At 67.5% G+C, this 26802-nt stretch carries 28 protein-coding genes and 1 tRNA gene; 20 read left to right on the forward strand and 9 right to left on the reverse strand.

Annotated elements, in window-relative coordinates:
* Positions 1–361: 361 nt before the first annotated feature.
* Positions 362–436 (reverse strand) — tRNA-Glu (locus tag NQ204_RS17755).
* Between the two features lie 52 nt (positions 437–488).
* Here NQ204_RS17755 and pcnB point away from each other — a divergent pair.
* The 6 genes from pcnB to pgi all read left to right on the forward strand — a co-directional run bounded on the left by pcnB (position 489) and on the right by pgi (position 6093).
* Entirely contained in the window at positions 489–1868 is a 1380-nt protein-coding gene (gene pcnB, locus NQ204_RS17760) for a polynucleotide adenylyltransferase PcnB (RefSeq protein ID WP_256644546.1), read from the forward strand.
* A 3-nt stretch (positions 1869–1871) separates the two neighbouring features.
* Complete coding sequence (folK, locus tag NQ204_RS17765) at positions 1872–2357, forward strand: 2-amino-4-hydroxy-6-hydroxymethyldihydropteridine diphosphokinase (RefSeq protein ID WP_256644547.1); 486 nt, start codon at positions 1872–1874, stop codon at positions 2355–2357.
* Between the two features lie 34 nt (positions 2358–2391).
* The gene (panB, locus tag NQ204_RS17770; RefSeq protein WP_116865051.1) at positions 2392–3207 is read left to right on the forward strand and encodes a 3-methyl-2-oxobutanoate hydroxymethyltransferase; all 816 of its coding nucleotides are present in this window, start codon (positions 2392–2394) and stop codon (positions 3205–3207) included.
* The gene (gene panC, locus NQ204_RS17775) at positions 3204–4043 is read left to right on the forward strand and encodes a pantoate--beta-alanine ligase (protein WP_116865050.1); all 840 of its coding nucleotides are present in this window, start codon (positions 3204–3206) and stop codon (positions 4041–4043) included. Before panB ends, panC begins: the two co-directional genes overlap by 4 nt.
* 158 nt (positions 4044–4201) lie before the next feature.
* Complete coding sequence (gene panD / locus NQ204_RS17780; RefSeq protein WP_006432456.1) at positions 4202–4582, forward strand: aspartate 1-decarboxylase; 381 nt, start codon at positions 4202–4204, stop codon at positions 4580–4582.
* On the forward strand, positions 4579–6093 hold the full coding sequence (pgi, locus tag NQ204_RS17785) for a glucose-6-phosphate isomerase (protein WP_116865049.1): 1515 nt from the start codon (positions 4579–4581) through the stop codon (positions 6091–6093). Before panD ends, pgi begins: the two co-directional genes overlap by 4 nt.
* Before the next feature lie 78 nt (positions 6094–6171).
* Here pgi and NQ204_RS17790 read toward each other — a convergent pair whose 3' ends face one another.
* Together NQ204_RS17790 and NQ204_RS17795 are read right to left on the reverse strand one after the other, a co-directional pair.
* Entirely contained in the window at positions 6172–6735 is a 564-nt protein-coding gene (locus tag NQ204_RS17790; protein ID WP_054171466.1) for a response regulator transcription factor, read from the reverse strand.
* Complete coding sequence (locus tag NQ204_RS17795) at positions 6732–7958, reverse strand: ATP-binding protein (protein WP_116865048.1); 1227 nt, start codon at positions 7956–7958, stop codon at positions 6732–6734. Before NQ204_RS17795 ends, NQ204_RS17790 begins: the two co-directional genes overlap by 4 nt.
* A 114-nt stretch (positions 7959–8072) precedes the next feature.
* Between NQ204_RS17795 and ispG the strand changes: the two genes are divergently transcribed.
* The 3 genes from ispG to NQ204_RS17810 all read left to right on the forward strand — a co-directional run bounded on the left by ispG (position 8073) and on the right by NQ204_RS17810 (position 10916).
* Positions 8073–9338: a flavodoxin-dependent (E)-4-hydroxy-3-methylbut-2-enyl-diphosphate synthase gene (gene ispG, locus NQ204_RS17800; RefSeq protein WP_256644548.1), complete on the forward strand. Its 1266-nt coding sequence runs from the start codon at positions 8073–8075 to the stop codon at positions 9336–9338.
* Entirely contained in the window at positions 9319–10068 is a 750-nt protein-coding gene (locus tag NQ204_RS17805) for a phosphatase PAP2 family protein (protein WP_116865047.1), read from the forward strand. Before ispG ends, NQ204_RS17805 begins: the two co-directional genes overlap by 20 nt.
* A gap of 200 nt (positions 10069–10268) precedes the next feature.
* Complete coding sequence (locus NQ204_RS17810) at positions 10269–10916, forward strand: response regulator (RefSeq protein WP_116865046.1); 648 nt, start codon at positions 10269–10271, stop codon at positions 10914–10916.
* Between the two features lie 295 nt (positions 10917–11211).
* Here NQ204_RS17810 and eda read toward each other — a convergent pair whose 3' ends face one another.
* The 5 genes from eda to zwf form a co-directional block, all read right to left on the reverse strand.
* Entirely contained in the window at positions 11212–11871 is a 660-nt protein-coding gene (eda, locus tag NQ204_RS17815) for a bifunctional 4-hydroxy-2-oxoglutarate aldolase/2-dehydro-3-deoxy-phosphogluconate aldolase (RefSeq protein WP_256644549.1), read from the reverse strand.
* Positions 11872–12097: 226 nt separating this feature from the next.
* Positions 12098–14014 (reverse strand): phosphogluconate dehydratase, encoded by a 1917-nt coding sequence (gene edd, locus NQ204_RS17820; RefSeq protein ID WP_116864922.1) that lies wholly within the window; start codon positions 14012–14014, stop codon positions 12098–12100.
* A gap of 57 nt (positions 14015–14071) precedes the next feature.
* Positions 14072–14794 (reverse strand): 6-phosphogluconolactonase, encoded by a 723-nt coding sequence (pgl, locus tag NQ204_RS17825; RefSeq protein WP_256644550.1) that lies wholly within the window; start codon positions 14792–14794, stop codon positions 14072–14074.
* Positions 14791–15798 carry a glucokinase gene (glk, locus tag NQ204_RS17830; protein WP_116864920.1) on the reverse strand — a complete coding sequence of 336 codons (1008 nt, stop codon included), beginning with the start codon at positions 15796–15798 and terminating at the stop codon, positions 14791–14793. The genes pgl and glk overlap by 4 nt, the downstream gene beginning before the upstream one ends.
* Positions 15795–17231 (reverse strand): glucose-6-phosphate dehydrogenase, encoded by a 1437-nt coding sequence (zwf, locus tag NQ204_RS17835; RefSeq protein WP_343238542.1) that lies wholly within the window; start codon positions 17229–17231, stop codon positions 15795–15797. The genes glk and zwf overlap by 4 nt, the downstream gene beginning before the upstream one ends.
* 353 nt (positions 17232–17584) lie before the next feature.
* Between zwf and NQ204_RS17840 the strand changes: the two genes are divergently transcribed.
* Positions 17585–18667: an ABC transporter ATP-binding protein gene (locus NQ204_RS17840; RefSeq protein WP_116864918.1), complete on the forward strand. Its 1083-nt coding sequence runs from the start codon at positions 17585–17587 to the stop codon at positions 18665–18667.
* 117 nt (positions 18668–18784) lie between these two features.
* On the opposite strand, the gene ygfZ is transcribed toward NQ204_RS17840, so the two are convergent.
* Positions 18785–19660, reverse strand: a complete 876-nt coding sequence (gene ygfZ, locus NQ204_RS17845) for a CAF17-like 4Fe-4S cluster assembly/insertion protein YgfZ (protein ID WP_256644552.1) — start codon at positions 19658–19660, stop codon at positions 18785–18787.
* 39 nt (positions 19661–19699) lie between these two features.
* Between ygfZ and NQ204_RS17850 the strand changes: the two genes are divergently transcribed.
* The 10 genes from NQ204_RS17850 to NQ204_RS17895 all read left to right on the forward strand — a co-directional run bounded on the left by NQ204_RS17850 (position 19700) and on the right by NQ204_RS17895 (position 26745).
* Positions 19700–19873 (forward strand): DUF1674 domain-containing protein, encoded by a 174-nt coding sequence (locus tag NQ204_RS17850; protein ID WP_256644553.1) that lies wholly within the window; start codon positions 19700–19702, stop codon positions 19871–19873.
* A gap of 57 nt (positions 19874–19930) precedes the next feature.
* The gene (gene sdhC, locus NQ204_RS17855) at positions 19931–20323 is read left to right on the forward strand and encodes a succinate dehydrogenase, cytochrome b556 subunit (RefSeq protein WP_079221502.1); all 393 of its coding nucleotides are present in this window, start codon (positions 19931–19933) and stop codon (positions 20321–20323) included.
* Positions 20320–20706, forward strand: a complete 387-nt coding sequence (gene sdhD, locus NQ204_RS17860) for a succinate dehydrogenase, hydrophobic membrane anchor protein (protein ID WP_079221503.1) — start codon at positions 20320–20322, stop codon at positions 20704–20706. The genes sdhC and sdhD overlap by 4 nt, the downstream gene beginning before the upstream one ends.
* Before the next feature lie 31 nt (positions 20707–20737).
* Complete coding sequence (sdhA, locus tag NQ204_RS17865; protein ID WP_116864916.1) at positions 20738–22528, forward strand: succinate dehydrogenase flavoprotein subunit; 1791 nt, start codon at positions 20738–20740, stop codon at positions 22526–22528.
* 69 nt (positions 22529–22597) lie between these two features.
* Positions 22598–23383, forward strand: a complete 786-nt coding sequence (locus NQ204_RS17870) for a succinate dehydrogenase iron-sulfur subunit (protein WP_079221505.1) — start codon at positions 22598–22600, stop codon at positions 23381–23383.
* A 73-nt stretch (positions 23384–23456) separates the two neighbouring features.
* A complete protein-coding gene (locus NQ204_RS17875; RefSeq protein ID WP_108768524.1) occupies positions 23457–23705 on the forward strand; it encodes an FAD assembly factor SdhE in 249 nt (82 codons plus the stop codon).
* Positions 23656–24105: a hypothetical protein gene (locus tag NQ204_RS17880; protein WP_116864914.1), complete on the forward strand. Its 450-nt coding sequence runs from the start codon at positions 23656–23658 to the stop codon at positions 24103–24105. The genes NQ204_RS17875 and NQ204_RS17880 overlap by 50 nt, the downstream gene beginning before the upstream one ends.
* A 23-nt stretch (positions 24106–24128) precedes the next feature.
* Positions 24129–25370, forward strand: a complete 1242-nt coding sequence (locus NQ204_RS17885) for a lipoprotein-releasing ABC transporter permease subunit (protein WP_256644554.1) — start codon at positions 24129–24131, stop codon at positions 25368–25370.
* Entirely contained in the window at positions 25363–26076 is a 714-nt protein-coding gene (gene lolD, locus NQ204_RS17890) for a lipoprotein-releasing ABC transporter ATP-binding protein LolD (RefSeq protein WP_108768527.1), read from the forward strand. Before NQ204_RS17885 ends, lolD begins: the two co-directional genes overlap by 8 nt.
* Positions 26077–26298: 222 nt before the next feature.
* On the forward strand, positions 26299–26745 hold the full coding sequence (locus tag NQ204_RS17895; RefSeq protein ID WP_116864912.1) for a DUF6491 family protein: 447 nt from the start codon (positions 26299–26301) through the stop codon (positions 26743–26745).
* The last annotated feature ends 57 nt before the right edge of the window (positions 26746–26802 follow it).

Genomic DNA, 26802 nt, shown 5'->3' on the forward strand with positions numbered 1-26802 from the left:
ACGACCTATAAACGATTAAGTCGTAACTGGTGGGGGGTGGTGATTTGTTAAATCCATGGGGGCTCGATGGCGCCATCCATGGCGCCAACGGTCCTGGATCGGCTGGCCTGCCGCCTCTCGATACATTGCGAGTGGCGGACGCAGGTCTGGACGCCGGAGTTGAATTGGCTGCGGAGGAGCGAGGCTGTTTGTGCCGCCGTCGCGGGAGACTGTAAGGAGGGTGGCCCGCCTCCTCAAGCGCAGGAACAGGGAGGCGCCACTGCGACCAACCGCCCGAAGCCACAAACCTCGAAAAACAGAAAAGCCCGCACGAAGAAAAGCCCGCACGAAGGCGGGCTTTTTCGGTTCCTGCTGCTGCGACTGGTGCTCCCTAGGGGACTCGAACCCCTGTTTTAGCCTTGAGAGGGCCACGTCCTAACCACTAGACGAAGGGAGCATAAAATTGTCGCTGCCGAGGCAGGAGCGCTAGTATATGCACCTCGATGCCATTGGGCAATCCCGAAACTTCAACCGGAAGCGCCAACATCAATTCCTCTGCTCCATCACCGTTCAGCCTGCGCGTCATCCCTCGCGACCAGCACACGATCTCCCGCAAGGACATCAGCCCGAACGCTCTGCGCGTGCTGTACCGCCTGCGCGATTCCGGCTTCGGCGCCTACCTTGTCGGCGGCGCCGTGCGCGATCTGCTGGTCAATGGCCGCCCCAAGGATTTCGACGTGGCCACCGACGCCACGCCCGAACAGGTCAAGCAGCTGTTCCGCAACTGCCGCCTGATCGGCCGCCGTTTCCGCCTGGCCCACGTGGTCTTCGGCCGCGAGATCATCGAAGTCGCCACCTTCCGCGCCAACAGCGATGACGGCAGCGGCGACCGTGAAATGGAAAACGGCATGCTCGTGCGCGACAACGTGTACGGCACCATCGAAGACGACGCCCTCCGCCGCGACTTCACCTGCAATGCCCTGTACTACGCCATCGAGGATTTCTCGGTGCGCGATTACACCGGCGGCTTCGAAGACGTGCAGGCGCGCCTGATGAAGCTCATCGGCGATCCGGTGCAGCGCTACCAGGAAGACCCGGTGCGCATGCTGCGTGCGGTGCGCCTGGCGGCCAAGCTCGGCTTCCAGATCGAAGAGGGCACCGCCGCGCCGATCCCGCACCTGGCCAACCTGCTCAACGAGGCCGCCCCGGCGCGTCTGTTCGAGGAAGTGCTGAAGCTGTTCCTGTCCGGGCACGGCGTCGCCAGCTTCGAAGGCCTGGAACGTTACGGCCTGTTCGACGTGCTGTTCCCCGAGAGCGCCAAGGCCCTCAAGTCCAACCGTACCGGCGCGCTGCGCCGCATGCTGGTGGAAGGCCTGGCCAATACCGATGCGCGCGTGGCCAACGACGAGCCGGTGTCGCCGGCATTCCTCTTTGCGCTGCTGCTGTGGCCGGCGTACTGCCGCGCCCAGGCCAGCCTGCTCAAGCAGGGCGTGGCGCCGGAAGAGGCGCAGCGTCGCGCCGCCGACCGGGTCACCGTGCAGCAGCTGAGCACCATCGCCCTGCCGCGCCGCTTCTCGCTGCCGATGCAGGAAATCTGGCTGCTGCAGTCGCGCTTCAGCTCGCGCCAGCGCAAGCGCGTGTTCCGCACGCTCACCCATCCGCGTTTCCGCGCCGCGTTCGACTTCCTGGCCCTGCGCCAGGTCGCCTCGGCCGAGCACGAAGCCGACGTGGCGTTCTGGCGCGGAGCGCAGGCGCAGTCCGGGCATGAGCTGGAATCCTCGCTGGATGCCATCCACACCGATGGCGGGGACGAAGACGGTGGGGCAACGCGCAAGCGTCGCCGCCGTCGTCGTCGCACCGGTGCTGCCGCCGGCGGCGCCGCCGAGTAAGCCATGAGCCTTGCCTGGATCGGCCTGGGGGCCAACCTGGGTGACGCGGTCACCACCGTCCGCGCGGCCATCGCCGCGCTGGATGGCCTGCCCGGCACGCAGCTGCGGCAGGCCTCCCGCCTGTACGCCACGCCGGCCTGGGGCAACGAAGACCAGCCGCCGTTCGTCAACGCGGCCGCCGCGGTTGAGACCACCCTGGCTGCCGGCGATCTGTTGCAGGCGATGCTCGCGCTGGAACAGCAGTTCGGCCGCGTGCGCGACCCCGCCGTGCACTGGGGCCCGCGCGCGCTCGACCTGGACCTGCTGCTGTACGGCGAGCAGGTGTTGGATGAGCCCGGCCTGCAGGTACCGCATCCCTACCTGCACGAACGCGCCTTCGTGCTGGTGCCGTTGGCCGAGATCGCACCGGATCTGGCCATTCCCGGGCATGGACGCGTGCAGGATGCAGTGGTGCGGGTCGATGCCTGCGGGATCGCGCCGATAGGGTGATAATGACCGGGTTATCTCCCCCGGTTATCAGCACATGAGCACCCACGCAGACAGCAAGCCCTGGACCGTTCCCGCACTGGCCGAAGCCAAGCGTAATGGCCAGAAGCTGGTCATGTTGACCGCTTACGACGCCAGCTTTGCCCGTACGTTCGACGCCAATGGCGTGGACCTGATCCTGATCGGCGATTCGCTGGGCATGGTCGTGCAGGGCCATGATTCAACCCTGCCGGTGACCGTTGCCGACATGGTCTATCACACCCGTGCGGTGTCCCGCGTGCTGCAGCGTGCGCTGCTGGTGGCCGACCTGCCGTTCGGCGCCGACGCCACCCCCGAGCGCGCGCTGGAGGCTTCGCTGCAGCTGCTGCAGGCCGGCGCCGAGATGGTCAAGATCGAAGGTGCCGGCTTCAAGGTCGACATCGTGCGCTATCTGGTCGAGCGCGAGATTCCGGTCTGCTCGCACCTGGGCCTGACCCCGCAGTCGGTGCTGCGCCTGGGCGGCTTCAAGATCCAGGGCCGTGGCGATGCCGCGCGCCAGCTGGTGGAAGATGCCAAGGCCGTAGCCGCCGCCGGTGCCGCGCTGATCGTGCTCGAATGCGTGCCGACCCCGGTGGCTGCCGAAGTGACCGCTGCCGTTGGCGTGCCGACCATCGGCATCGGTGCCGGCCCGCAGTGCGATGGCCAGGTGCTGGTGATGCACGATTTCATCGGCCTGGACAGCGGCCACCGCCGTCCGAAGTTCGTCAAGGACTTCCTGGCCGAAGGCGGTTCGGTGGCCGGTGCCACCCGCGCCTATGCCGACGCTGTGCGCGACGGCAGCTTCCCCGACGAACAGCACGCCTACGCCCAATGATCCAGACCTTCAACGAGCTCGGCGCACTGCGCGAGCAGATCGCACAGTGGAAGCAGCAGGGCCTGCGCGTGGCGCTGGTGCCGACCATGGGCAACCTGCACGGTGGCCACCATTCGCTGGTGACGCTGGCGCGGCAGTACGCCGACAAGGTCGTGGCAAGCATCTTCGTCAATCCGACCCAGTTCGGGCCGAATGAGGACTTCAGCCGCTACCCGCGTACGCCCGAGGCCGACGTGGCCGGGCTGGAGCAGGTCGGCTGCGATGCGGTGTGGCTGCCCAGCGTCGAGGCGATGTACCCGCTGGGTGTGGACAGGACCACGCAGATGCACGCCCCGGGCGTGAGCGAAGTGCTGGAGGGCGCCAGCCGCCCCGGTCACTTCGATGGCGTCTGCACGGTGGTCGCGCGCCTGTTCCTGCAGGTGCAGCCGGACGTGGCCGTGTTCGGCCGCAAGGACTACCAGCAGCTGGCCGTGATCAAGCAGATGGTGGCCGAGCTGTCGTTCCCGATCCAGATCGTCGGTGCCGAGATCGTGCGTGACGACGATGGCCTGGCCAAGAGCTCGCGCAACCAGTACCTGGACGCCAGCCAGCGCCCGCTGGCCACCACCATCCACCGCACCCTGCTGGGCATGCGCGAGGGCTATGTGGCCGGGCAGACGCGTGCGCAGATCGAGGCCGGTGCCACCGCCGCGCTGCAGGCTGCCGGCTTCCAGGTCGACTACGCGGTGCTGCGCACCCCCGAGCTGGCCGAGCCGACCTTCGACGGCGGCGGCCGGGTGGCGCTGATCGCCGCCCGCCTCGGCAGCACCCGGTTGATCGACAACCTGGAGTTCTGAGTTCCGGCGGCGCAGGTGATGCACGGGGTCAGCTCCCTTTTCCTGGGGAAAAGGGAGCTGACCCCGGTTTCACCGCGTACCTGAACGGGTTGCCGGCCGTGATGCCCCGCGCTGCGCGGGTGCTAGAATCCCCGCTTTCCTTTGCGTTGTGCCGTGCCATGCATCTGTCCCTGCTGAAGACCAAGATCCACCGCGCCACCGTTACCCATTCCGAGCTGAACTACGAAGGCTCGATCGCCATCGACGACAACCTGCTGGCTGCCACGGGCATCCGCGAGTTCGAGCAGGTGCACATCTGGGACGTGACCAACGGTGCGCGCTTCTCGACCTACGCCATCCGTGCCGAAGCCGGCAGCGGCGTGGTGTCGCTCAACGGTGGCGCTGCACGCCACGTGCAGGTCGGTGACATCATCATCATCGCTGCGTTTGCCAGCATGACCGAGCAGGAAGCCGACAGCTTCAAGCCGAAGCTGGTGTACGTGGACGGCAACAACCAGATTACCCACACCAACGACACGATCCCGACCCAGGCCGCATGACAACGAACAACGGATTCGACTCGCTCCACTCCCACGCCCAGCGCCTGAAGGGCGCAAGCATCCCCAGCCTCCTCGCCGCCGAACCCGGCCGCGTGCAGGACCTGGCGCTGCGGGTCGGTCCGTTGTACGTCAATTTCGCCCGGCAGAAATACGATGCCGCGGCGCTGCAGGCGTTGCTGGCACTCGCCGCCGACCGTGATGTCGGCGGTGCCATCACCCGTCTGTTCCGTGGCGAGCAGGTCAACCTGACCGAAGGTCGCGCCGCGCTGCACACCGCGCTGCGTGGCGACCGGGTCGATGCGCCGGTGGCGGCCGAGGCCTATGCCACCGCGCGCGAAATCCGCCAGCGCATGGGCGTGCTGGTGCGCGCGCTGGAAGACAGCGGCGTGACCGACGTGGTCAGCGTCGGCATCGGCGGTTCCGACCTGGGCCCGCGCCTGGTCGCCGATGCGCTGCGCCCGGTCAGCGGTGCGCGCCTGCGCGTGCATTTCGTGTCGAACGTGGACGGCGCCGCCATGCAGCGCACGCTGGCCACGCTGGATCCGGCCAAGACCGCCGGCATCCTCATTTCCAAGACCTTCGGTACCCAGGAAACCCTGCTCAACGGGCAGATCCTGCACGACTGGCTGGGTGGCAGCGAGCGCCTGTACGCGGTCAGCGCCAACCCCGAGCGTGCGGCCAAGGCCTTCGCCATCGCCGCCGATCGTGTGCTGCCGATGTGGGACTGGGTGGGTGGCCGTTATTCGCTGTGGTCGGCGGTCGGTTTCCCGATCGCGCTGGCCATCGGCTTCGAGCGTTTCGAACAGCTGCTGGACGGTGCCGCGCAGATGGATGCGCACGCGCTGGACGCGCCGCTGGAGCGCAACCTGCCGGTGCTGCACGGCCTCACCGACATCTGGAACCGCAACGTGCTGGGCCATGCCACGCACGCGGTGATGACCTATGACCAGCGCCTGGCGCTGCTGCCGGCCTACCTGCAGCAGCTGGTGATGGAAAGCCTGGGCAAGCGCGTGCAGCGCGACGGCCAGCCGGTCACCACCGACACCGTGCCGGTGTGGTGGGGCGGGGCGGGTACCGATGTGCAGCACAGCTTCTTCCAGGCGTTGCACCAGGGTACCAGCATCATCCCGGCCGACTTCATCGGCTGCGTGCACAACGATGATCCGTACACGGTCAACCACCAGGCGCTGCTGGCCAACCTGCTGGCGCAGACCGAGGCGCTGGCCAACGGCCAGGGCAGCGATGACCCGCACCGCGATTACCCGGGCGGCCGCCCGAGCACGCTGATCCTGCTGGACGCGCTGACCCCGCAGGCGCTGGGCGCTCTGATCGCCATGTACGAACACGCCGTGTACGTGCAGTCGGTCATCTGGAACATCAACGCCTTCGACCAGTTCGGTGTCGAGCTGGGCAAGCAGCTGGCCAGTGGCCTGCTGCCGGCGCTGCAGGGCGAGGATGTGGCGATTGCCGATCCGATGACCCGCGAGATCCTGGCGCAGCTGAAGCGCTGAGGTACGGCCGCCGGGCCATGCCCGGCGAACGCAAGGTCCGCCCGGTAGTGCCGGGCTACGCCCGGCGGATTCGCCGCGTCAGCGGCTCGGGTCGCGTTCCGGGCTCGGCCGCTTGGCCAGCTTGCGCTGCAGCGAGCGCCGGTGCATGCCGAGCAGGCGTGCGGCGGCCGACACATTGCCGCCGGTCTCATGCATCGCCTGCTGGATGTGTTCCCACTGCAGGCGGCTGATCGGCGTCATCGCGTCGGGCACTTCCATTTCGCCGTCGTCGGCCGGCCCGTCGTCTTCCTCGCCCAGCGCACGCAGGATCATCGGCACCGTCGCCGGCTTCGGCAGGTAGTCATCCGCACCCAGCTTGATCGCCTCCACTGCGGTGGCGATGCTGGCGTAGCCGGTCACCAGCAGGATCCGCATGTCCGCGCGCAGGGCACGCAGTGGCTGGATCAACGCCAGCCCGGAATCGCTGCCCAGCTTCAGGTCGATCAGCGCGAACGCCGGCGGATGCTGGCGGGCCAGGGCCAGCGCGCTGGCGGCATCCTGTGCGGTCTGCGTCTCCAGCCCCTTGCGGGCCAGGCTGCGCTGCAGCGTGCGCAGGTACAGTTCGTCGTCGTCGACCAGCAGGCCGAGGGTTGAGGTACTCATGGGGTTTCCTCGTGGGGAGCCAGCGGCAGGCGGAAGCCGACGCGGCTGCCGGCGCCTTGCGCCGGGCGCATCCACATCTCGCCCTGCAGCCGTTCGATGGTGGCGTGGGACAGGGCCAGGCCGACGCCCATGCCCTCACTCTTGCTGCTGCCGAACAGCTTGCCCGGCAGCACCGCGGCGCGCGCGTTGAAGCCATGGCCGTAGTCGCGCACTTCGCCGATCAGATCCTCGCCGTCGATCCGCAGCTCCAGGTCCACGCGCGGTCGCCCGGCCTGTTCGCCGGCATCGGCGGCGTTGTTCAGCAGCACCATCAGAAGGTGGCCAACGCCGGGGTCCAGCGGCAGCCGCAGCGGTGCATCGTCATTGCGGTGCAGGTCGATGGTCGGGCGCACCAGACGCCACTGTTCCAGCACCTGCTGGGCGCTGGAATGGCTGCGGCCGGGGCCGTCGGTGGAGGCCGGTGCAGCCAGCGCCAGCACGCGCTCACGGCATTGCACCAGCAGCTCGCGCAGGGTTTCCATGTCCTCGCGCACTTCCGGTTCTTCGCTGCGCTCGGCCACATCGTCGGCGAGCAGGGTCATGGTCGCCAACGGGGTGTTCAGTTCGTGCGCCACCGAGGCGGCGTGGGTGGCCAGGGCGACGATGCCTTCGTTGCGGGCGAAACGCTCGCGCAGCGCCGACAGTTCCAGTTCGCGCACGCGCAGGGCCATCGCCAGGCGGGTGGAGAAGGTCAGTACTACCGCGGCCGACAGCAGGAAATTGGCGACCACGCCCCAACGGTTGAGATCGAGTGCGCGGAAGTAGCCGCTCGGCAGCGGTTGCCCGAACAGGCCGCTGGCGGCGTAGCCGAGCAGGCAGGCGGTGGCCACCGCCAGCGCCCAGCGCAGGGGCAGGGCGAAGGCGGCCAGCGCGATCAGGATCAGGAACAGCGAGCCGAAGGGGTTGGCGATGCCGCCACTCCAGCCGACCATCCAGGTCAGGATGATCACATCGACCAGGATGTGACCGAACGCGGTCAGCGGCGCGGTGTCGTCGGGCTCCGGGCGCAGCTGCGTATACAGGTTGAATACGGCCAGCACGGCCACGCCCGCCCACAGCGGCAGCTGCGGCAGCGGCAGGCCAAGGACCCAGGTGGCGACCAGGATCGTCGTGGCCTGGCCGGCCACGGCCAGCCAGCGCAGGCTGCACAGGGTGCGTAGGAAGGGGGCGTCGGGACCGGTCATGCCCGACCATCGTATGCGTTCACCGGGCAACCTGCCTGCGACAATCGGCCGCAGACGTGCCGACGGCTGAATGGGAATCGCCCGGAAGGCAGGGCCGGGCGGTAGAATGCGCCCATGCACGACGCCGTCACCCGCCCGACCCAACCCTCCGATGCCACCGCCTGGTCCCGTCGCCAGACCCATGCCGTCCAGATCGGCGGGGTCACCGTAGGTGGCGGCAAGCCCGTGGTGGTGCAGTCGATGACCAACACCGACACCTCCGACGTCGCCTCCAGCGTGAAGCAGGTGGCCGAGCTGTGGCGGGCTGGTTCGGAAATGGTGCGCCTGACCGTCAATACCGCGGAAGCGGCCGCGGCCATTCCGCGCATCGTCGACAAGCTGGCGATGATGGGCATCGACGTGCCGCTGATCGGTGACTTCCACTACAACGGCCACCAGCTGCTGACGGCCGAGCCGGCCTGTGCCGAAGCGCTGGCCAAGTACCGCATCAACCCGGGCAACGTCGGCTTTGGCAAGAAGAAGGACCTGCAGTTCGCCCAGCTGATCGAGTTCGCCATCCGCTACAACAAGCCGGTGCGCATCGGTGCCAACTGGGGTTCGCTGGACCAAGCCCTGGCGGCGAAGCTGATGGACGAGAACAACCATCGCGAACAGCCCTGGGACGCCGGCCGCGTGCTGCGCGAGGCGCTGATCCGTTCGGCGCTGGATTCGGCCGAGCAGGCGGTGGAGATCGGCCTGCCGCGCGATCGAATCATCCTTTCGGCCAAGGTCAGCGGCGTTCAGGAACTGATCGCGGTGTACCGCGACCTGGCCCAGCGTTCGGATTTCGCCCTGCACCTGGGCCTGACCGAAGCCGGCATCGGCAGCAAGGGCATCGTCGCTTCGGCGGCGGCGCTGAGCGTGCTGCTGCAGGAAGGTATTGGTGACACCATCCGCATTTCGCTGACGCCCGAGCCGGGCCAGTCGCGTACGCAGGAAGTGATCGTCGCCCAGGAACTGCTGCAGACCACCGGCCAGCGCGCCTTTACCCCGCTGGTCACCGCCTGCCCGGGCTGCGGCCGCACCACCTCCGAGTTCTTCCAGGAACTGGCCAAGGTCGTGCAGAACCACGTGCGCGAGAAGATGCCGGTCTGGAAGGTGCAGCACCCCGGTGCGGAGAACATGACCCTGGCGGTGATGGGCTGCATCGTCAACGGCCCGGGTGAGTCGCGCCACGCCAACATCGGCATTTCCCTGCCGGGCACCGGCGAAACCCCGGCCGCGCCGGTGTTCGTCGACGGCGAGAAGAAGGTGACCCTGCGTGGCGACAACATCGCCCAGGAATTCGTTGCCCTGATCGACGATTACGTCGAACAGAAGTATGTCCGGATCGCCGGGTAAGCCGGCGATCCTGGCCGCGCCGGAACCGGCGTCCGGCTTCCGACACTGGATGGGGCGCAATACGTGGCGCCTGGTGCTGCTGTTTGCCGGCGTGCTGCTGCCGCTGGCCGGCTTCGTTGCCCTGGCCGATGAAGTGCACGAGTTCGAGTCGTTCCATTTCGACGCCCCACTGCTGTGGCAGATGCACGGGCTGCACTCGCCATCGCTGGACCGTTGCTTCGTGCTGCTGTCGAAACTGGGCTACGAATGGTTCCTGATCCCGGCGGACGTGCTGATCGTCGGCGCCCTGCTGTGGCGGCGGCGCTGGCGCGAGGCGACCTTCGTGGCCGTGTGCTTCGTCGGCTCGGCGCTGCTGAACATGGGCAGCAAGCAGTTCTTCCAGCGCGACCGCCCCAGCCTGTGGGAATCGATTGCGCCGGAATCGACGTTCAGCTTCCCCAGCGGCCACGCGATGGGCACCATGACCCTGGCCGCGACCCTGGTGCTGCTGGCGTGGAACACCCGCTGGCGCTGGCTGGTACTGGTGCTGGCGCCGCTGTTCAGCCTGCTGGTCAGCCTCTCGCGGGTCTACCTCGGGGTGCATTACCCCTCCGATATCCTCGCCGGTTGGTGTGCGGCGCTGGTTTGGGTGGTAGGGTGCTATCTGGTCATGTTCAGTCGCCGGCAACCTTGGCGACACCGCGGTTCGCCGCCAGCAGCGGCCAGCGAAGCGATCGCAACAGGGGAGTGACGTGGATGCCCCTTCGGGGACGTCCATGCAGCAGCAGGTTGTTTCGTTGTAACGGGTTCTGTGGGACAGGGGGCAACATCGATGTGCGAAGAATGTGATGCGCAAGGCAGAACGCCGTTTTTGCGCAGTCGTCGTGCTTGCGATGTCCGGATGCCCTGCCTAGCGTGGCCCGCAATGGCCGCATTCGAAGAGGTACGTGAATGACGATTCGAGTCTACCTGGTGGACGACCACGCACTGGTCCGCACCGGTATGAAGATGATCCTGTCGAGTGAAACCGACATCGAGGTGGTGGGCGAAGCCGAGACCGGCGAAGACGGCCTGCGCGAGATCCGCCAGCTGCTGCCGGACGTGGTCCTGTGCGACCTGCACCTGCCGGGCGTCAGCGGCATGGAGGTGACCGAGCGCATCGTCCGTGGCCACCGCGCCACGCGCGTGGTGATCGTGTCCGTGCTGGAAGACGGCCCGCTGCCGAAGCGACTGCTGGAGGCGGGTGCCGCCGGCTACATCGGCAAGGGCTGCGATGCGCAGGAGCTGCTGCGTGCGGTGCGTGACGTCGCGGCCGGGCGCCGCTACCTGGGCACCAGCATCGCGCAGAACCTGGCGCTGTCCACGGTGGAAGGCAATGCCTCGCCGTTCGATACGCTGTCGCCGCGCGAGCTGGAAGTGGCGCTGCTGCTGACCCAGGGCCTGCGCCAGGAAGACATCGCGCGGCGCTTGAGCCTGAGTGCGAAGACGGTGAATACGCACAAGGCGAGGTTGTTCGAGAAGATGGGGATCAGCGACAACATTGCGTTGGCGCGCATGGCCAGCCAGTACGGGCTGGTGGATCCGGCACGGCCGCTGTAACGGGGTTCGGCCAACGGCGAAGCCCCTCGCGGTGGTGGTGCGGTTGGATTTCTGGGGTTGGCCGGGCGGATGGGCTGTGCAGGGGACGCTGCAAGTACGTCCCTGCAAGCTCGGTCGCCGCATCCATGCGGCTCACACTCGCGCGAACCCAACCTGCCCGACCTTGGACAGTTTCCTGTGGCATCCGCCGCGGAACGAAGCAAGGAAGAGCAGTAGAGCCGAGCCCATGCTCGGCTGCTTTCCGGTCCGCTGGCGCGGAGCCGAGCGTGGGCTCGGCTCTACACCTGTGCTGGGCTCAGTGGCCGCGGACGCGCTTGATGATCTTCGCGGCGTCGGCGGCGCTGGCGCGCACCTTGTCCCATTCGCCGTCGGCGATCCAGTTGCCCGGCACCATCCACGAGCCACCGATGCAGACCACGTTCTTCTGCTCGAGGTACTCGGCGGCGGTGTTTTCGGTGATGCCACCGGTCGGGCACAGCTTCAGGTCGGCCACCGGGCCGGCCAGGCCCTTGATCATCGCCAGGCCACCCACGGCCGTGGCCGGGAACAGCTTGCACACGCGGAAGCCGCGCGCGTAGAGCGACAGCAGCTCGGTCGGCGTGGCCGCACCCGGCACCACCGGCAGCGGTGCCGCCGCCAGCGCATCGGCCAGCACCGGCGGCGTACCCGGCGTCACCAGGAAATCCGCGCCCGCATCGATCGACTGCTGCATCTGCTCGACGGTCAGCACCGTGCCCGCACCCACCACCACATCGGGCAGTTCGCGCTTGAGCATCGCCAGCGCTTCCATCGCCACCGGCGTACGCAGCGTCAGCTCGATCGCCGGCAGGCCACCTTCCAGCAGCGCCGCACTCACCGCACGCGCCTGGTCCAGCGTATGAATCGTCACCACCGGCAGGATGCCCGCCGCATGCAGCAGTTCTGCCGCCTTCACCTGGTGTTGTTCGATATCCATGCTTTTGCCCTTGCTCTCGTCTTTGCTTTCAATGATCACTTCGCGGCGCGGAGGCGCCAGCAGACTGTCCGGAGGCGGCGGGTAGCCCCCACCAGGACCGCAGGCGCCATGGATGGCGCCTACGAGCCCCCATGGATGGGTTCACGGCGTGTCCTGGTGGGGGCTGCCCGCCGCCTCAACCAGAACACTGACCGCCAACGCGAACCCGCAGCGCTCTTCGAACAACTCAGGCGTCCTTCGCCTCATGCGGCGCCGCCGCAGCCGCAGCATCGTGCCCCAGCTCATACTCAGAATCGTAATCCCACGGCCCACCATCTGCCGCCGCCGGCCCGCACGAAATCGAAACCGCCCCCTGGTCCGCCGGACCCACCACGCGACGATTGATCGCGAACAGGTTGCGGCCCAGGTCATGCGCCGCCGGTGCCGTGTTCGGCGCCAGCGAACGCGCCGCCCACTCGGCCGCATCCACCAGCACTTCCAGCGTGCCGGCTTCACCGTCCAGGCGGATCATGTCGCCCTCGCGCACCTTGGCCAGCGGGCCACCGCGCGCCGCTTCCGGCGTCACGTGGATCGCCGCCGGGATCTTGCCCGAGGCACCGGACAGGCGACCGTCGGTGACCAGCGCCACGCGCCGGCCCTGGTTCTGCAGCAGGCCCAGCAGCGGCGCCAGCGAATGCAGTTCCGGCATGCCGTTCGCACGCGGGCCCTGGTAACGCACCACCGCCACGAAATGCTCCGGCAGCAGGCCACCGGCGTGCAGCTTGTTCAGCACCTGCGGTGCATCGACCACCACGGCCGGAGCCTCGATGGTGCGGTACTGCGGCTTCACTGCCGACAGCTTGATCAACGACTTGCCCAGATTGCCGCGCAGCAGCCGCAGGCCACCCTGGCTTTCGAACGGGTTGTCGACGCTGCGCACCACTTCTTCATCGGCGCTGCGTTCAAGGCCCGGCAGGTAGACCAGCTTGCCGTCGCGCAGCTGCGGCTCGCGGGCGTAGTCGGCCATGCCGCCACGGGCCACGCTGACGATATCGCCGTGCATCAGGCCGGCCTTGATCAGCTCGCCGAACACGAACGCCGGGCCACCGGCTGCCGCGAAGCGGTTCACGTCGGCCTCGCCGTTCGGATAGACGCGGGCCAGCAGTGGAACCAGCTGCGACAGTTCGTCGAAGTCGTCCCAGGTCAGCACGATGCCGGCGGCACGGGCCACGGCGATCCAGTGGATGGTGTGGTTGGTCGAACCACCGGTGGCCATCAGCGCGATGACCGCGTTGAGGATCGCGCGCTCGTCGATGATGCGGCCCAGCGGACGGAAGTCGTCGCCCAGCGCGGTAATGTCCAGCGCACGCTGGGTGGCTTCGCGGGTCAGCGCGTCGCGCAGCGGCGTATCCGGGTTGACGAAGGACGCACCCGGCAGCTGCACGCCCATCGCTTCCAGCAGCACCTGGTTGGAATTGGCGGTGCCGTAGAAGGTGCAGGTGCCGACGCCGTGGTACGAGGCGGACTCGGCTTCCAGCAGTTCCTCGCGGGTGGCTTCGCCGGCGGCGTAGCGCTCGCGCACTTCGGCCTTCTGCTTGTTGGGAATGCCTGGGGTCATCGGGCCGGCCGGCACGAACACCGCCGGCAGGTGGCCGAAGGCCAGTGCGCCGATCAGCAGGCCGGGCACGATCTTGTCGCACACGCCGAGGTGGATGGTGGTGTCGAACATGTCGTGGCTGAGGCCGATGGCCGTGGCCTGCGCGATCACATCGCGAGAGAACAGCGACAGTTCCATGCCGCCACGACCCTGGGTCACGCCGTCGCACATCGCCGGCACCGCGCCGGCCACCTGTGCGGTCGCGCCGAGTTCGCGGGCGACCTCACGGATCTGCTCCGGGTAGGTCTCGAACGGCTGGTGCGCCGACAGCATGTCGTTGTAGGCGGTGATGATGCCCAGGTTCGGGGTCACGCCGCCGCGCAGGCGGCTCTTGTCGGTCGTGCCGCAGGCGGCGAAGCCGTGGGCGAGGTTGCCGCAGCTCAGGCGGCTGCGGAACGGGCCATCGCGCAGGGCGGCGTCGATCGCGGCCAGGTAGGCGGCGCGCGACGCGGCGCTGCGGCGGATGACGCGATCGGTGATGGCTTGCAGTTGCGGATGGAGGCTCATTGGCTACCAGCGTTCAAGGTGGCGAGAGGCAAGCGGCAGCGGACGCCGCCGCCGACGTCAATCAGCCCAGTGCACGCGCAGGCGCGCGCCGTCCAGGTTGATTGCATTGAGGATCGGGTACTGCTGCGCGTCGTTGCTGTCCAGCGCCTGGCGCAGCACATGCAGCTTCTGCTTGCCGCGCAGCAGCAGCAGCCGCTGGCGGCACTGGCCCAGACCGAGCGGGGTCAGGGTGATGCGCAGCGGCCACTGGTTGGCACCGGGGCAGCCGGTGGCATCCAGCGCGGCGTAGGGCAGGGTGCTTTCCAGGGCACGGGCCAGATCCTTCGAGCCCGGGAACAGCGAGGCGGTGTGGCCATCGTTGCCCATGCCCAGCGCCACGACGCTCGGCGCCTGGCTGTGCTGGGCCTGCAGGTTGGCGGTGTACACGCATTCGGGCAGCGGCTTGCCGATGCGCACCAGCGGATCGAAGTGGGCACCTTCGGCGCGCTTGAGCAGGTGCTCGCGCACCAGCCAGGCGTTGCTGTCGCGATCCTGCGGCGACAGCCAGCGCTCATCGGCCAGGCTCACTTCCACCCGGTCCCAGAGCACGTCCAGCTCGGCCAGCGCCTGGTACACCGGCGCCGGGGTGGTGCCACCGGACAGCAGGATGCGGGCGCGGCCCACTTCGTTGATGTCGTGGTTGATCGCTTGGGCCATTTCGGCGGCCACCGCTTCGATCCAGCCATCGGCATCGCCATGGCTGATGAAATCGATGCGGTCGTCGTTGAAGGTCGGGCTCATGCGGCAACTCCTGTAGCGTCACGTTCGGCGTCGGCGGCATAGGCGGCGGCGCCCAGCAACCCGGGGCAGGGGTGCATGATCGCCAGCGACGGCACCCGCGCCATGATCGAAGAGAACCGGCCCTTGTGTTCGAAGCGTTGGCGGAAACCGGAATGCTGCAGCGAATCGAGCATCTTCGGCACCAGCCCACCGGTCAGGAACACGCCGTCCCAGGCGCCCTGCACCAGCACCAGGTCACCGGCGATGGCGCCGAACACGGCGCAGAACACGTCCACCGTGCGCATCGCCTGCGGGTCACCCAGCGCGGCACGCGCGGTGACGTCGGCCGGCTGCAGCTGGCCCGGATCGAAACCGGCCATCTCGCATACGGCGCGATGGATGTTGACCAGGCCGGGGCCGCAGATCAGGCGTTCGTTGGAGACGCGGCCGAACTGCTCCGACAGGATCTCCAGGATACGGATCTCCTCCGGCGTCCCCGGCGGGAAGCTGACGTGGCCACCCTCGGTTTCCAGTGGGTAGCTGCGGCCGTGGCGCACGATCAGGCCGCCGACACCGAGGCCGGTGCCCGGACCGATCACGCCGTAATTGCGCGATTCGCCCGGTGCGGCCGGGGTCCAGTGCGCGCCGCCGATCTGGATCACGTCATGCGGCTGCAGCAGGGCCACGGCCATCGCCTGTGCGGCGAAGTCGTTGATGAGGTGCAGTTCGTCGAACCCGAGCATGGCCGCGGTGCGGCTCCGCGAGATCACCCACGGGTGGTTGGTGATGCGTGCTTCGTCGCCGTCCACGCGGCCGGCCACCGCGAACACGCCGCGGCGCGCAGTGGCGCCGGCCTGTTCAAGGTAGTGGCGCGCGGCATCACCCAGCGAGGGGAACTCGGCTACCGCGTATTCGCGGATGCTGTCCTGCTGCAGGGGCGCGTCCAGCGAGGTGTCGGCGAGGGCGAAGCGGGCGTTGGTGCCGCCGATGTCGGCGACCAGCACGGGCTGGCTGCCGACACTCATGCCGATGCTCCGCTGTCCGGGGCGTCAACACCCTGCGGCAGGAAGTCGGTGGCGTTGTCCGGGCCCCACTGGCCGGCCGGGTAGGGTTCCAGCGGCAGGTTGGCGGCCTTCCAGGCATCGGCCACGCTGTCGATCCAGGCCCAGGCCGCGCGCACTTCGTCGTCGCGCACGAACAGGGTGTGGTTGCCGTTGAAAGCATCCAGGAACAGGCGCTCGTAGGCGATGCGGCGATGCAGGCCGGTCGGCACGGACAGTTCCAGTTCCAGCGGGTGCAGTTCCAGCGCGCCCCATTCCGGGCCGGCCAGGCTGCTCATCAGGCCCAGTTCGATGTTTTCCTGCGGCTGCAACTGGAACACCAGGCGGTTCGGCGCGGCCTGCGCACGCTGCGGGCGCTCGAACAGCCAGTGGGTGACTGGCTTGAGCGTGACCACCACGCGGGTGGTGCGCTCGGGCAGGCGCTTGCCGGTGACCAGATGGAACGGCACGCCGCTCCAGCGCCAGTTGTCGATGTGCGCGGTGACGCCGGCGAAGGTTTCCACGTTGCTGCCTTCCGGCGGCTGGTAGGCCTGGGCCGGCTGGCCGTTGATGCTGCCAGCGGTGTAGCGGCCGCGGATGCTGTCACGGGCGGCGTTCTTGGCGTCCAGCGGGCGCAGGGCGCGCAGCACTTTGACCTTCTCGTCGCGGATGCGGTCGGCTTCCAGCGAGGCCGGCGGCTCCATCGCCACCATGCACAGCAGCTGCAGGATGTGGCTCTGCACCATGTCGCGCAGCGCGCCGGAGCGGGCGTAGTACGCGTCGCGGCCATCCACGCCTTCGCTCTCGGCCACCAGGATGTGCACCGATTCGATGTAGTTGCGGTTCCACACTGCTTCCAGCAGCGTGTTGCCGAAGCGCAGGGCGATCAGGTTCTGCACCGCCGCCTTGCCCAGGTAGTGGTCCAGGCGGAACACGCGGTCTTCGTCGATCCACTGGCCGATGGTGGAAATGATCTCCTCGGCGCTCTCGCTGTCGCTGCCGATCGGCTTTTCCAGCATCAGGCGCGACGGCGCGGCGAGGGCGCCGCCCTTGGCCAGGCCTTCGCAGGTAGAGATGTACAGGCCCGGCGGGATGGCCAGGTAGCTCACGCAGCGGCGGTCGACCAGGTCGGAGACGGCGGCGGCGACCGAGTCGACGTCACGCAGGTCCACCGAGCGGTAGTCGATGCGGCGCAGCAGGGAGGCAATGTCCTCCTGGCTGGCCATCGGCATGGCCTGCTGCAGACGCGGCCGCAGGATATCGTGGAAGGCTTCGGTGTCATGGCCGGACAGGGCCAGCGCACGGATGCGGAAGTCCTCCGGCAGCAGGCCGTCGCCAAGCAGGCGCAGCAGCGAAGGGAACAGGTAGCGCTGGGCCAGGTCGCCTGTGGCACCAAACAGGAAGAGGGTGTCGTGCATCGCTCGAGTTTCAGATCCGGGTGACATCGTTGTCAATCGCTTCATGGCTGGGTTCAGGGGACATCCGCGCTACTGTCTGTCCGAGGCTCGATGGCGGTGGATTTCCGGTGGGCCGGAAGACCGTTCCATTCGTAACCACTACGACGATGACCTTTCGTCTGGTCGTCGAAGCAGATCGGCGCGCACCGACGTTTGGATAGTGCCACGTGAAAACGTTTACATGGCAGAATGGGCAACTGTATTCGATTGCAGTGGTCGCCGTCATGCGGCAGCTGCGCAATCATCACTGCCATCGGGAGGGCCGAGGCAGTCCCCAATGACAGCCCGGCGTCGGGCGGACTGGATAGATTGAAATGGCAAAAGTGCAGTTGCAGGGTGTACGCAAGGTCTACGACAACGGCCAGGTCGCGGTGAAGGACGCCACCTTCGAGGTCGCCGATGGCGAGCTCATGGTGCTGGTCGGGCCGTCCGGCTGTGGCAAGTCGACCCTGCTGCGGATGGTGGCGGGTCTTGAGGAGATCAGCGGTGGCACGCTGACCATCGGTGACCGGGTGGTCAACGATGTGGCGCCGAAGGATCGCGACATCGCGATGGTGTTCCAGAGTTATGCGCTGTACCCGCACATGACCGTGGCCGAGAACCTGGCCTTCGGCCTCAAGCTGCGCGGCCACGACAAGGCGACCATCGACAAGCGCATCGCCGAGGCGGCGCAGACGCTGGGCCTTACCGAAATGATGGACAAGCTGCCCAAAGCGATGTCCGGCGGCCAGCGCCAGCGCGTGGCCCTGGGCCGCGCGCTGGTGCGCGAGCCGGCGGTGTTCCTGCTGGACGAGCCGCTGTCCAACCTGGATGCCAAGCTGCGCCACAGCGTGCGTACCGAGATCGCGCAGCTGCACCGCAAGCTGGGCACCACCATGATCTACGTGACGCATGACCAGGTCGAAGCAATGACCCTGGGCCAGCGCATCGTGGTGCTGAAGGACGGCATCATCCAGCAGATCGACACGCCGATGGCGCTGTACGACCGCCCGGCCAACCTGTTCGTGGCCGGCTTCCTCGGCAGCCCGGCGATGAATGTGCTGCGCGGCACGCTGCAGGGCGATGCCGGCGGCGTGACCGTGGTCGATGGCGAGTGGCGCGCGCCGCTGGGCCAGGCCACCATCGACCCGGCATGGCTGCAGAAGTCGATTGCCGTTGGCGTGCGTCCGGAGCACCTGCAGCCGGCGGGTGCCGATGATACGCATGCGTTCACCGCACGCATCGAGGGCATCGAGCCGGTTGGCAACGAGATCTTCGTCAACCTGAGCAGCGGCAAGCATGCGCTGACCATGCGCGTGGCGCCGCAGTCGCTGCCGGGCGTGGGTGAGGACATCCGTGTGGCGATCCACCCGCAGGGCCTGCATTTCTTCGATGCGGAAACCGGCGAACGCCTGTAAGCGGCGGTAACGCCGGGCCATGCCCGGCGTCATGAACGGCGTGCGGACCAGCGGTCCGCACCCACCCGATTCTGTAGAGCCGAGCCCACGCTCGGCTGCTTCATACGGGGTAAAACCTCAGCGTGCCAGGCCATCCAGCAGCGGCACCCGCTGCGCGACCACGCCACCCACCTGCAGCTCCGCATCACTGGTTTCCAGCGGCAGCACCGCCAGGGCCAGATCGCCGGCCACGCTGGCAATGCTGCCCAGCGCTGCGCCGTCCTGCTGCACGGCATCGCCGGCCTGCGCCGGGGCGGCAGCATGCAGCAGCTGCACCACACGCTTGGCCTTGCCGAGGAAGTGCGTGCGGGCCACGATTTCCTGGCCCGGGTAGCAGCCCTTCTTCACGCTGTAGCCGTTCAGCCGGTCCAGGCCCAGCTGCTGAGGTGTCCACACTTCGCGCTGGCTTTCTTCCAGGCGCGGCAGGCCGAAGCGCAGGTCAGTCTGGCGCCAGGCCAGGGCGAATGCGGCTTCTTCGGCCTCGCTGCCGGCCGCAAAGCCTTCAGCCGGGCCGATGCGCAGGGTGCGCGGCAGAGCATCGCTGCCCAGGTCCAGTTCCCAGCCTGCATCGCCACCACCGGCAATCGCTGCGCCGGTGGCCGCTTCTGGCGCAGTAAACGCGCCAGCGACGGCAAGATCCGCATGCACCTGCAGTTTCACCTTGCGGCGGAACACGAAGCGCTGCAGTTGCGACGCAATCGCATCTGCATCGGCATCGGCCAGCACCAGCATCACGTGATCCTCGGCCAGTCGCAGCAGCTGGAACACCGCCAGGGTGCGGCCCTTGGCGCTCAGCCAGGCGCTCCACTGCCAGTGCTGCAGGGGCAGGGCGGTCACGTCGCTGCTGAACTGGGCGTGGGCGAAAACGGCCGCATCCGCGCCCTGCAGGCTCAGCAGCTGGTGGCCGGGCAGGCGCGGATATGCGACGAAAGCAGGGGGAAGGTTGTCAGGCACGTGAACGAGGTCTAAAATTTGTGCGTTGCGAGACCGAACATGATAGGCCAAACAACCCTCACTCCCGACGACGAAACTGAAGCCCCGCTGGTTCCCGCGGCACCTGTGCCCGTGGAAAAACCAGAGGCGGAAGAGGAATTCGGCGGCCGCGGCGGACTTGATCCGGTGCGGTATGGCGATTGGGAGAAAAACGGACGCTGCATCGATTTCTGATCAGCATTGAGCCAACGCGGCATCGTGCCGCCCAGCCGAGACAACGAGCCCAGCGAAATGGCGACCAGACAACGCCCCCTATCCCCGCACCTCCAGGTGTATCGCTGGCAGATTCAGATGGCCACCTCGATCCTGCATCGAGCCACTGGCGTCTTTCTGTCCGTGGGTGCCCTCATCATCGCTGCCGGCCTGCTGGCCCTGATGATGGGCCCCGATTCGTGGAACTGCTTCACCGGCCATGCCGGGGCCTGGTATGGCCGCGTGTTCCTGTTTGCGTGGACATGGTCGTTCGCCTATCACCTGTGCAATGGCATCCGCCACGTCGTGCAGGACTTCGCCGTTGGTTTCAGCATCCCGGCCTTCGTCCGCAGCAGCTGGATCTCGGTCTTCGGCAGCCTGGTGATCACCGCGCTGGTCTGGGCCTACGTGTTGTTCGGAGGTGCCGCATGAGCAAGTTCCGTACCCCGCTGAAGAACGTGCGCGGCCTTGGCTCGGCCAAGACCGGCACCGAGCACTTCGTGCACCAGCGCCTGACCGCCGCCGCCCTGGTGGTGCTGGGCCTGTGGTTCCTGGTGTTCGTGGTGCGCATGGCCGGCGCCGATTACGCCACGGCCGTGGCCACCATCGCCAAGCCGTGGAATGCCGTGCCGCTGATCGGTCTGCTGATCACCATGTTCTGGCACGCACAGCTCGGCATGCAGGTCGTGCTGGAAGATTACATCCACGAATCGCTGCTGGCCCTGGTGCTGCAGACCGCGGTGAAGTTCGTCGCCGTGCTCGGCATGATCGTCAGTGTGTTTGCGGTGGGCCGCATCGCCCTCGGCGTTGCCTGAGCCCAGGCACCAAGACAGGAATCCAGACTAGATGTCCGCTTACAAGATCACCGAACACAAGTACGACATGGTCGTGGTGGGCGCCGGCGGCGCCGGCCTGCGCGCCACGTTCGGCCTTGCCGCCAAGGGCCTGCAGACCGTGTGCCTGACCAAGGTCTTCCCGACCCGTTCGCACACCGTCGCTGCACAGGGTGGCATTTCCGCCGCGCTCGCCAACATGGGCGAAGACGATTGGCGCTACCACTTCTACGACACCATCAAGGGCTCGGACTGGCTGGGCGACCAGGACGCCATCGAGTACATGTGCCGTGAGGCCATCCCGGCCATCATCGAGCTCGAGCACTACGGCGTGCCGTTCAGCCGCACCGCCGAAGGCAAGATCTACCAGCGCCCGTTCGGCGGCATGACCACCAAGTACGGCGAAGGCCCGGCGGCGCAGCGCACCTGCGCGGCGGCCGACCGTACCGGCCACGCCATGCTGCACACCCTGTACCAGCAGTCGCTCAAGCACGACGCGCGCTTCATGATCGAGTACTTCGCACTCGACCTGATCTTCGATGACGAAGGCGTGTGCCGTGGCGTGCTGGCCCTGGACATGGCCGACGGCACGCTGCATCTGTTCCGCGCCCAGGGCGTGGTGCTGGCCACCGGCGGCTACGGCCGTGCGTACTTCAGCGCCACCTCGGCGCACACCTGCACCGGCGACGGTGGCGGCCTGGCCATGCGTGCCGGCATCGCCATGCAGGACATGGAGTTCGTGCAGTTCCACCCGACCGGCATCTACGGCGCCGGCTGCCTGATCACCGAGGGTGTCCGCGGTGAAGGCGGCATCCTGCGCAACAGCAGCGGCGAGCGCTTCATGGAGCGCTACGCACCGCACTACAAGGATCTGGCCTCGCGTGACGTGGTGGCCCGTTCGATGACCATCGAGATCCGCGAAGGACGCGGCGTCGGCGAGCACAAGGATCACATCCTGCTTGACCTGACCCACCTCGGCCCGGGCGTGATCGACGAGAAGCTGCCGGGCATCGCCGAGAGCGCGCGCATCTTCGCCGGCGTCGACGTGCACAAGCAGCCGATCCCGGTCATCCCGACCGTGCACTACAACATGGGCGGCATCCCGACCAACTTCCACGGCGAAGTCGTGCGCAAGGATGGCGACAACAACGATGCCGTGGTACCGGGCCTGTACGCCATCGGCGAAGCGGCCTGCGTGTCCGTGCACGGCGCCAACCGCCTGGGCTCGAACTCGCTGCTCGACCTGGTGGTGTTCGGTCGTGCCGTGGCCAACCGCTGCGCCGAGACCATCAAGCCGGGCGCCGCGCACAAGCCGCTGCCGGCCGATGCCTGCGACAAGGCGCTGGGCTTGCTGGACAAGCTGCGTTACGCCAATGGCGATACGCCGACCTCGGTCATCCGCGACAACATGCAGCGCACGATGCAGGCCGACGCCGCCGTCTTCCGTACCAGCCAGACGCTGAAGGAAGGCTGCGAGAAGATGGCGACCGTGTTCGATTCGTTCCAGGACGTGAAGGTCAGCGACCGTTCGCTGGTCTGGAACTCGGACCTGATCGAGACGTACGAGCTGAACAACCTGCTGCTCAACGCGGTGGCGACGATCAACTCGGCGGAACAGCGCAAGGAAAGCCGTGGTGCGCACGCGCACGAGGACTTCCCGGACCGCGACGACGTCAACTGGCACAAGCACACGCTGGTCACCGTCGACGAGAAGGGCAAGTGCAGCTTCGACTACCGTCCGGTGCACATGTACACGCTGACCGACGAGGTCGACGTGGTGCCGCCGAAGCCGCGCGTGTACTGATCGCGACCCCCGCCTACCATGCAATCCGCGCCTTGATGGCGCGGGCCGCCTGAGCCAACGAGAGCAGCCATGGCCGAATTTTCACTCCCCAAGAATTCCAAGGTCACGAAGGGCCAGCACTTCCCCGCCAAGAGCGGCGGCAAGAACCTGCGCACCTTCAAGATCTACCGCTGGAGTCCGGACGACGACAGCAATCCGCGCACCGATACCTATGAGATCGATCTGGACGCCTGCGGCCCGATGGTCCTGGACGCGCTGATCAAGATCAAGAACGAGATCGATCCGACCCTGACCTTCCGCCGCTCCTGCCGCGAAGGTATCTGCGGTTCGTGCGCGATGAACATCGACGGCACCAACACCCTGGCCTGCACCCGCGCCATCGCGGACTGCGGCAAGAAGGAAGTGCCGATCTACCCGCTGCCGCACATGAGCGTGGTCAAGGATCTGGTTCCGGACCTGACCCACTTCTACGCGCAGTATGCCTCGATCAAGCCGTGGATCCGCACCCAGACCCCGGCACCGCCGGACCGTGAGCGCCTGCAGTCGCCGGAAGACCGCAAGAAGCTTGACGGCCTGTACGAGTGCATCCTGTGCGCCTGCTGCTCGACCAGCTGCCCGAGCTACTGGTGGAACGGCGAGCGTTACCTGGGACCGGCGATCCTGCTGCAGGCCTATCGCTGGATCATCGACTCGCGCGATGAGGACACCGGTGCGCGTCTGGACGATCTGGAAGATCCGTTCAAGCTGTACCGCTGCCACACCATCATGAACTGTGCCCGGACCTGCCCGAAGGGCCTGAACCCGGCGCTGGCGATCGCTGAGATCAAGAAGCTGATGATGGAACGCCGCGCCTGATACGGCGCCGCGTTGTTGCATGACCCCAGCAGAGCCACGCCATGCGTGGCTTTGCTGTATCTGGAGAAACACGATGGACGAAGAAACCCTGCTGAAGAAGCTGCGCTGGCGCTGCCGCCGCGGCATGCGCGAGCTGGACCAGCTGTTCGGCCGCTACCTCGACCGCGAATGGAGCACTGCGCCGACTGAAGAGCGCGAGGTTTTCCTGTTCCTGCTTGAATGCGAGGACGATAAGTTGTGGCGCTGGTTCATGGGCTACGAGGCCTGCCCGCATGCCCACGCCGTGCCCCTCATGCAGAAGATCCTCGCCCTCAAGGCTTGAGTGGCGACCCTCGCGGCTGCAGGCCGGCGCACAGGCGCTGGTACTGCTGGCCGCGCCCTGGCTGCTGCGCGCCTCGGCCCTGCCTGAAGACCGGTACTGGCCGGTGCTGGTGGCGGTCTGGCTGCTGGGCCTGGCCCAGCTGGCCTGGCGACTGCGCCGGCCCGCGCGCCGGCTTGAGCTGACCGCGCTGCCGGCGCCGCTGCAGCTGGATGGTGCGGATATCGACGCGCCGCGGCTGGTGGTGCGTGGGCCCTGGCTGCTGCTGCACTGGCGGCGGGAAGGGCGGCGCGGGCGCCTGCTGTTCTGGCCGGACGTGCTCGACCACCGGCAGCGACGTGAACTGCGACTGGCCGTGTCCGCACGCAGCGTTTCACGCCGACCCCGTACGATGGCACCATAGACTGAATTGACTGGCGCGCCTGCATGTTCAAACCCATCCCCGTGGCAATCGGCCTGCGCTACCTGCGCGCCAAGCGCCGCAACGGCTTCATCTCCTTCATTTCAATGGCATCGATCCTGGGCATCGCGCTCGGCGTCACGGTGCTGATCACCACCCTGGCGGTGATGAGCGGTTTCCAGAAGGAAATCCGCAGCCGCCTGCTGCAGATGACCGCCCATACCACCATCAGCCGCGACGGCGAGCCGATGCCGGACTGGATGCGCGTGGTCGACGTGGCCAACAAGGACCCGCGCGTGGCCGGTGCCGCGCCGTACATCGAGATCCAGTCGATGATCAGCGGCCCGCGCGTGCAGGGTGCGATCATCCAGGGCATCGAACCGGCACTGGAACCGAAAGTGTCGGTGATCGACCGGAAGATCACCAAGGGCAGCTATGACAGCCTCAAGCCGGGCAGCTTCAACCTGCTGCTGGGCAAGGAGCTGGCTATCTGGCTGGGCGTGGACGTGGGCGACCAGGTGCTGGTGACGTTCGCCGAAGTGCAGGGCACCCCGGCCGGTGCGGTGCCACGGATGAAACGCTTCACCGTCAGCGGGCTGTTCGAGGCCGGCTACAACGAGGTCGACCGTGGCGTCGGCTTTGCCAACATGAAGGACATCGAGCGCGTGCTGCGCTCCGACGGTGCCACCGGCGTGCGCCTGAAACTGCACGACATGGACCGCTCGCTGGAAGTGGGCGTGGACCTGGCGCAGAACCTGGGCGGCGCGTACCGGGTGAGTGACTGGACCCAGCAGAACGCCAACCTCTACCACTCGCTGCGCATGGAGAAGGTGGTGATGGGCATCCTGCTGTCGCTGATCATCGCGATGGGTGCCTTCAACCTGGTCTCCTCGCAGGTGATGCTGGTGACCGACAAGCAGGCCGACATCGCCATCCTGCGCACGCTGGGCCTGACCCCGGGCGGGGTGATGCAGGTGTTCATGGTGCAGGGCTCGCTGATCGGCATCTTCGGGACCCTGGCCGGCCTGATCGGTGGCGTCACTCTGACCTTGAACCTCGAGCGCATCCTCGGTGCCATCGAGTCGCTGTTCAACGTCAAGCTGCTGCCGGAGGACGTGTACTACATCACCGGCCTGCCGACCGACATGCAGACCGGCGATATCGTGGCGATCACGCTGATCGCCCTGCTGATGAGTTTCCTGGCCACCCTGTATCCCGCCTGGCGGGCAGCACGCACCCAGCCGGCGGAGGCCCTGCGCTATGAATAAGGTCGTCAACCGCGGCGATGAAGTGATCCGTGCCGAGGGCCTGGGCAAGACCTACGCCGAAGGCCGCATGCAGACCCCGGTGTTCGATGGGCTGGACCTGAAGGTCAATGCCGGCGAAACGGTGGCGATCATCGGTGCCTCCGGCGCCGGCAAGAGCACCCTGCTGCACCTGCTGGGTGGCCTCGATGTGCCGACCGCAGGTGAGGTGTTCGTCACCGGCCAGCGCATGTCGACCTTGTCGGACACCGCGCGTGGCCTGCTGCGCAACCAGGCGCTGGGCTTCGTCTACCAGTTCCACCACCTGCTGCCGGAATTCACCGCGCTGGAAAACGTGATGATGCCGGTGATGCTGGCCGGTACCGGCGTGCCCGAAGCCAGCCAGCGTGCGACCGCGCTGCTGGAAGCGGTCGGCCTGGGCCATCGCCTGGACCACAAGCCGGGCGAGCTGTCCGGTGGCGAGCGCCAGCGTGCCGCCGTGGCGCGTGCGCTGGTCAACCATCCGGCCTGCGTGCTCGGCGATGAGCCGACCGGCAACCTGGATGATCGCACCGCGGCCACCGTGTTCGAGCTGATGCTGGAACTCAACCGTGCCCGCCACACCAGCCTGGTGCTGGTGACCCACGACCGCAGCCTCGCGCGTCGCCTGGACCGCGTGCTGGAACTGCGCGAAGGTCGCCTGCACGCGCTGGCACACGCTGACGTCTGAGGGCGCTCGCCTCGCTCTGGCCTCGCTTTGCGGGGCGGGCATCGGGGCTGGCTCCGCTTTGGTAGATGCCGACCTTGGTCGGCTGGTTTTGCAGGGCGAGCGCCAACCAAGGTTGGCGGCTGCAGGGCTGCGCCGACCGGCGGCTGAATCGGGCCGCCGGCCGTTGCGCCGGCGTTGCCCGCCCGGGCGCATGATGTGCGCAGTTCCCCGCTGGAGATCGCCATGAAGACCCCGTTGCTGATCGCCGGCCTGTGCCTGGCGCTGGCCGCTTGCGCCACCACCGGCCTGAGCAGTGCCGACCGCCTGGAGCTGTACCGCGCCCACGCCGGTCCGGCGCAGAGGGACATGCAGTTCCTGGGCACGCTCAATGGCTGGACCGAGCTGGGTGACAGCGCGCTGGCGGTCTGGACCAAGCCCAGCGAAGCCTACCTGCTGGAACTGACGGGGCCGTGCCCGGATCTTTCGTATGCGCCTGCCATCGGCCTGACCAGCCACATGGGCCGTGTCAGCGCGCCGTTCGACAAGGTGATCGTACGCGACCCGACCGGCGGCCCGCGCCTGCCGTGCTTCATCAAGACGATCCGCAAGCTGGACGTCAAATCGCTGCGCGCGCAGGAAAAGGACATGCGCCAGGCGCAGGTGCAGGAGCGCGAAGCGCCCGCAGAATGATCGGGTAGCGCCGGGCCATGCCCGGCGGATATCTGGTCGCCGGGTATGGCCCGGCGC

Source organism: Stenotrophomonas testudinis (assembly GCF_024499815.1).
In the GTDB taxonomy this organism is placed as follows: domain Bacteria; phylum Pseudomonadota; class Gammaproteobacteria; order Xanthomonadales; family Xanthomonadaceae; genus Stenotrophomonas.

Coding starts and splice junctions, on each gene's coding strand:
- folK (WP_256644547.1), top strand. CDS start 1,872: ATGAGCCTTGCCTGGATCGGCCTGGGGGCCAACCTGGGTGACGCGGTC.
- panB (WP_116865051.1), top strand. CDS start 2,392: ATGAGCACCCACGCAGACAGCAAGCCCTGGACCGTTCCCGCACTGGCC.
- panC (WP_116865050.1), top strand. CDS start 3,204: ATGATCCAGACCTTCAACGAGCTCGGCGCACTGCGCGAGCAGATCGCA.
- panD (WP_006432456.1), top strand. CDS start 4,202: ATGCATCTGTCCCTGCTGAAGACCAAGATCCACCGCGCCACCGTTACC.
- pgi (WP_116865049.1), top strand. CDS start 4,579: ATGACAACGAACAACGGATTCGACTCGCTCCACTCCCACGCCCAGCGC.
- NQ204_RS17790 (WP_054171466.1), bottom strand. CDS start 6,735: ATGAGTACCTCAACCCTCGGCCTGCTGGTCGACGACGACGAACTGTAC.
- NQ204_RS17795 (WP_116865048.1), bottom strand. CDS start 7,958: ATGACCGGTCCCGACGCCCCCTTCCTACGCACCCTGTGCAGCCTGCGC.
- ispG (WP_256644548.1), top strand. CDS start 8,073: ATGCACGACGCCGTCACCCGCCCGACCCAACCCTCCGATGCCACCGCC.
- NQ204_RS17805 (WP_116865047.1), top strand. CDS start 9,319: ATGTCCGGATCGCCGGGTAAGCCGGCGATCCTGGCCGCGCCGGAACCG.
- NQ204_RS17810 (WP_116865046.1), top strand. CDS start 10,269: ATGACGATTCGAGTCTACCTGGTGGACGACCACGCACTGGTCCGCACC.
- eda (WP_256644549.1), bottom strand. CDS start 11,871: ATGGATATCGAACAACACCAGGTGAAGGCGGCAGAACTGCTGCATGCG.
- edd (WP_116864922.1), bottom strand. CDS start 14,014: ATGAGCCTCCATCCGCAACTGCAAGCCATCACCGATCGCGTCATCCGC.
- pgl (WP_256644550.1), bottom strand. CDS start 14,794: ATGAGCCCGACCTTCAACGACGACCGCATCGATTTCATCAGCCATGGC.
- glk (WP_116864920.1), bottom strand. CDS start 15,798: ATGAGTGTCGGCAGCCAGCCCGTGCTGGTCGCCGACATCGGCGGCACC.
- zwf (WP_343238542.1), bottom strand. CDS start 17,231: ATGCACGACACCCTCTTCCTGTTTGGTGCCACAGGCGACCTGGCCCAG.
- NQ204_RS17840 (WP_116864918.1), top strand. CDS start 17,585: ATGGCAAAAGTGCAGTTGCAGGGTGTACGCAAGGTCTACGACAACGGC.
- NQ204_RS17850 (WP_256644553.1), top strand. CDS start 19,700: ATGATAGGCCAAACAACCCTCACTCCCGACGACGAAACTGAAGCCCCG.
- sdhC (WP_079221502.1), top strand. CDS start 19,931: ATGGCGACCAGACAACGCCCCCTATCCCCGCACCTCCAGGTGTATCGC.
- sdhD (WP_079221503.1), top strand. CDS start 20,320: ATGAGCAAGTTCCGTACCCCGCTGAAGAACGTGCGCGGCCTTGGCTCG.
- sdhA (WP_116864916.1), top strand. CDS start 20,738: ATGTCCGCTTACAAGATCACCGAACACAAGTACGACATGGTCGTGGTG.
- NQ204_RS17870 (WP_079221505.1), top strand. CDS start 22,598: ATGGCCGAATTTTCACTCCCCAAGAATTCCAAGGTCACGAAGGGCCAG.
- NQ204_RS17875 (WP_108768524.1), top strand. CDS start 23,457: ATGGACGAAGAAACCCTGCTGAAGAAGCTGCGCTGGCGCTGCCGCCGC.
- NQ204_RS17880 (WP_116864914.1), top strand. CDS start 23,656: ATGCCCACGCCGTGCCCCTCATGCAGAAGATCCTCGCCCTCAAGGCTT.
- NQ204_RS17885 (WP_256644554.1), top strand. CDS start 24,129: ATGTTCAAACCCATCCCCGTGGCAATCGGCCTGCGCTACCTGCGCGCC.
- lolD (WP_108768527.1), top strand. CDS start 25,363: ATGAATAAGGTCGTCAACCGCGGCGATGAAGTGATCCGTGCCGAGGGC.
- NQ204_RS17895 (WP_116864912.1), top strand. CDS start 26,299: ATGAAGACCCCGTTGCTGATCGCCGGCCTGTGCCTGGCGCTGGCCGCT.